Origin of the sequence: Chryseobacterium sp., assembly GCF_022712095.1 — a bacterium.
Taxonomy (GTDB): Bacteria; Bacteroidota; Bacteroidia; order Flavobacteriales; family Weeksellaceae; genus Chryseobacterium.
In genome coordinates this window covers 1-3,373 of sequence record NZ_JALAHD010000070.1, presented here as the reverse complement: position 1 = coordinate 3,373, position 3,373 = coordinate 1, and the positions used below count along the sequence as shown (strand labels likewise).

The 3,373-nt window shown below is 34.3% G+C and carries 2 protein-coding genes and 1 pseudogene; 2 read left to right on the top strand and 1 reads right to left on the bottom strand.

The window, feature by feature from the left end; translation table 11 throughout:
* Positions 1–445, top strand: a pseudogene (locus tag Q0A18_RS03295) (WG repeat-containing protein); the annotation flags it as partial.
* 66 nt (positions 446–511) lie between these two features.
* Here Q0A18_RS03295 and Q0A18_RS03290 read toward each other — a convergent pair.
* A complete protein-coding gene (locus Q0A18_RS03290) occupies positions 512–2,659 on the bottom strand; it encodes a DNA mismatch repair protein MutS (RefSeq protein ID WP_292008745.1) in 2,148 nt (715 codons plus the stop codon).
* 113 nt (positions 2,660–2,772) lie between these two features.
* Here Q0A18_RS03290 and Q0A18_RS03285 point away from each other — a divergent pair, with 113 nt between their 5' ends.
* Positions 2,773–3,294 (top strand): GNAT family N-acetyltransferase, encoded by a 522-nt coding sequence (locus Q0A18_RS03285; RefSeq protein ID WP_292008744.1) that lies wholly within the window; start codon positions 2,773–2,775, stop codon positions 3,292–3,294.
* Positions 3,295–3,373: the final 79 nt, after the last annotated feature.

Sequence of the window (3,373 nt, the reverse complement as noted above, 5' to 3'; positions counted from 1 at the left end):
GGATTATAAGGATGGAAAAAAATTAGTTTACGTAAAAAAGAAAGGTAAATATGGGATTGTAGATTTAAAAACTGGGAAGGAAATGATTAATCCTTCATATGACATGCTCAGGTATATGTATAATAAAAAAGGGAGTATGCTTTTTCAAGGGCTGAAGGATGGTAAATATGGTATTATTTCAGAGAATAATAGTATAATCCTTCCTTTTGATTATGACGGTATTATAGACTTTTTTCGATTTTTTGTATTAATGCAAAATGGAAAGCAGGGAATTTTAAAACTTGAAAACCCTTATGTTTTACTAGCTCCTAAGTACAAAGAAGTTTTTTCTGTTTTTCCGGTATTTGTAGGTGAGGGGAAGTCTTTTGACCTTTATGAAGTAGAAAATGAAAATGGGAAGAAAGGATATATAGGACAAAATGGGGTGGAGTTCTTTTCAAATTAATAAATAAGAATAAAGTATTAAATAAAAAAGAGGAAGCCAATTCCTCTTTTTTATTTTCAAATTTATTTAAATTCTTTCCAGCTCATCCGCGTCAATCGTCGTTTTGAAAGTTCCGTAATTAACGATCACTTTATTTTTGGAAATCTTTTCTATGGTTCCGACACTTGTACTTCCTGTAATCCTTACACGCTGTCCTATTTTCATCCAGAGAGCGCGGTCGGTTTTACGCTTTTCTTCCAGTTTTTCATTGGTTTCAGCAATCTTTTCCTTCACATCATCTTTTTTCAGCTGCTGGGTGATCTTTCTTTTGACGATCTGTAAACGTTTGGTTTCATCTTTATCGGAGCCTAATTTTCTGAATTTTTCCTGTTCCAGTAATTTCACAAAATCTTTGACCACTTCTTTTCTGGATTTTCCTTTGGTATAACTGTTGATAAAGCTTTCAATTTTATTTCCGAACTGAAGTTTACGATGTTCTTCCTCATATAGCTTCTGGAAATTATATAATTTCTGCTGAAGCTGGTCATTCAGTTTCTGTAAGTTATCCCGTTTGTCATCTATTGAATCTCTTCTTTCTGCCAGATCAGATTTTAGTTTTTCAACTTCAAATTTCTCCTGCTGAAGTTTAACAATAGTTTTATCAAGATTCACGATATCATGTTCCACTTTCTTTTTAGCAGAATGAATGATGAACCTTGGGATTTTATTCTTTTCAGCTACCTCAAAAGTAAATGAGCTTCCGGCTTGACCCACTTCAAGCTTATACATTGGTTCCAATGTTTCTTCATTGAAGAGCATAGCTGCATTTTCAGCATTGGGAAGCTGTTCCACTACGAGTTTGATATTCGTGTAATGTGTTGTAATAATTGCAAAACTTTTTTTATCGTAGAAAAACTCAAGGAAACTTTCCGCTAAGGCTCCGCCTAATTCAGGATCTGAGCCGGTTCCGAACTCATCGATCAATAGTAAGGTATCTTTATCTGCCTCACGAATAATTCCTGACATTTTCTTTAACCTTGATGAATAGGTGGAAAGGTGATTCTCAATAGACTGATTATCCCCGATATCTGTCATGATCTTATCAAAGAAAAACATTTCAGATTTCGGATGAACCGGAACTAAGATTCCACTTTGGATCATCAGCTGAAGTAACCCGACAGTCTTCAGAGTAATCGATTTTCCTCCTGCATTAGGTCCGGAGATACAGATAATTCTGTTATGTTCCGTTAAAGTAAGGGTTTGAGGGAAAATAGTTTTATTTTCTGCCTTGTTTCTCAGCCACAGTAATGGATGGAAAGCATCTCTTAGTCTTAAGGTTTTATGGCGGTTGATTTTAGGTAGAACACCATTGATCAGTTCAGCAAACTTAGCTTTGGCTCTCGTTAAATCAAGATCAAAAATATAAACCTGATATCTCCAGAGCTGAGGTTGAAATTCAGCTAATTCACCTGTTAATTTTCTCAGGATTTTATCAATCTCTTTTTTCTCTTCCTCTTCATTTTCCCGAAGCTTGAAGTAATGCTTCACCACACTGTCCGGCTGGATATAGGTAATAGAGCCCGTTTTTGAAACCCCTAGAACCCTTCCCGGAACTCTTTTTTTGAATCCGGATTTTACAGCCAATACCCTTTGGTCTTCAATAATACTTTCACGGATATCATCCAGCAGATCACTTTGCCCGTAGGTAGTCAGTGCTCTGTTGAAATTTTCCTGAATTGCTTTTCGGGCATGCTGGATTTCGGCTCTTAATGTTTTTAAAACCGGAGAAGCTTCACTTTTTACTTCACCGAAACGGTTAAAAACCTTATCTACTTTATCAATGATCTCTTTTCTGAACTCTAAAACAGAAACTTCCTCTACTAAAGTAGGAAAGGTTTCCGGCATTGTTGCGAAAAACTTCTGAAGTTTTCCAATCTGTTCTGTGATGGTTTTTATTTTGATGAAGGCATTGTTTTCCAGACGGAAATTTTCAATCAGCATTAATTTTAATTCTTCTTCAATATCTTCATATTCATCAAAAGGAATGGCATTGGAACTTTCAAAACTGGTTAAGTATTCGGAAGTTTTTTGCAAAGAAAGCTCTGCCTCGTCAATTTCCATCGGACGAAGTTGAAGAATTTTTTCTCTCGTTTTCGGAGAATACGCAAGAGGTGCAATTTCCGATAGTAGTCCCGGAAATTCTAACTCGTTTAAATCTTCTTTATTTATATACACAGTGCAAATTTAGTGAGAAAATGTGAATGTCGTTAATGAAGCAAATTGAAAATAAGTTAAATTGAAAATATATGATCTTCTATTGTAGATTTGTATTTAATTATATTTGAAATATGAAACTGGAAACCGAACGACTCATTTTAAAAGAAATCAATGAAAGTCATGTAGAAGATATTTTGAAGATCCGAAGCAATCCTTATATTAATCAATTTGTGAAAAGAACCTCGCCGCAAAATAATTATGAAGCACTGGATTTTATTTTGACTATTAAAAGGAACACTGAAAATGGAGAAACGATCTATTTAGGAATTTCTTATAAAGATCAGCAAAACCTTATTGGAACGATCTGTCTCTGGAATTTTTCTGAAGATAAGAAAGTCGCAGAAGTAGGGTATGAGCTTTTACCTGAATATCACAAACAGGGAATCATGTCGGAAGCTTTGAAATCAGTTTTAAATTATGGATTTAAAGAGCTGAATCTACAGGAGATTGTAGCCTGTACTCATTCTGCTAATGAAAACTCAAAGAGACTACTTTTGAAACATGATTTTATTTTGGAAGAAGATAAGAAAGATGAGGATTTTCCGGAGGGTATTATTTTTACTTTAACAAAACGTGTTTTTATAAAAGAATGATCTCAGAATTTGAGCCTATTTGATGTTTTGTAGATTGCGTATATTTGAAAATACTTGTTCTTAAACTGATGAATTGTAG

Excerpts from the sequence above, each read along its gene's own strand:
- Q0A18_RS03285 (WP_292008744.1), top strand. The coding sequence starts at position 2,773 with ATGAAACTGGAAACCGAACGACTCATTTTAAAAGAAATCAATGAAAGT.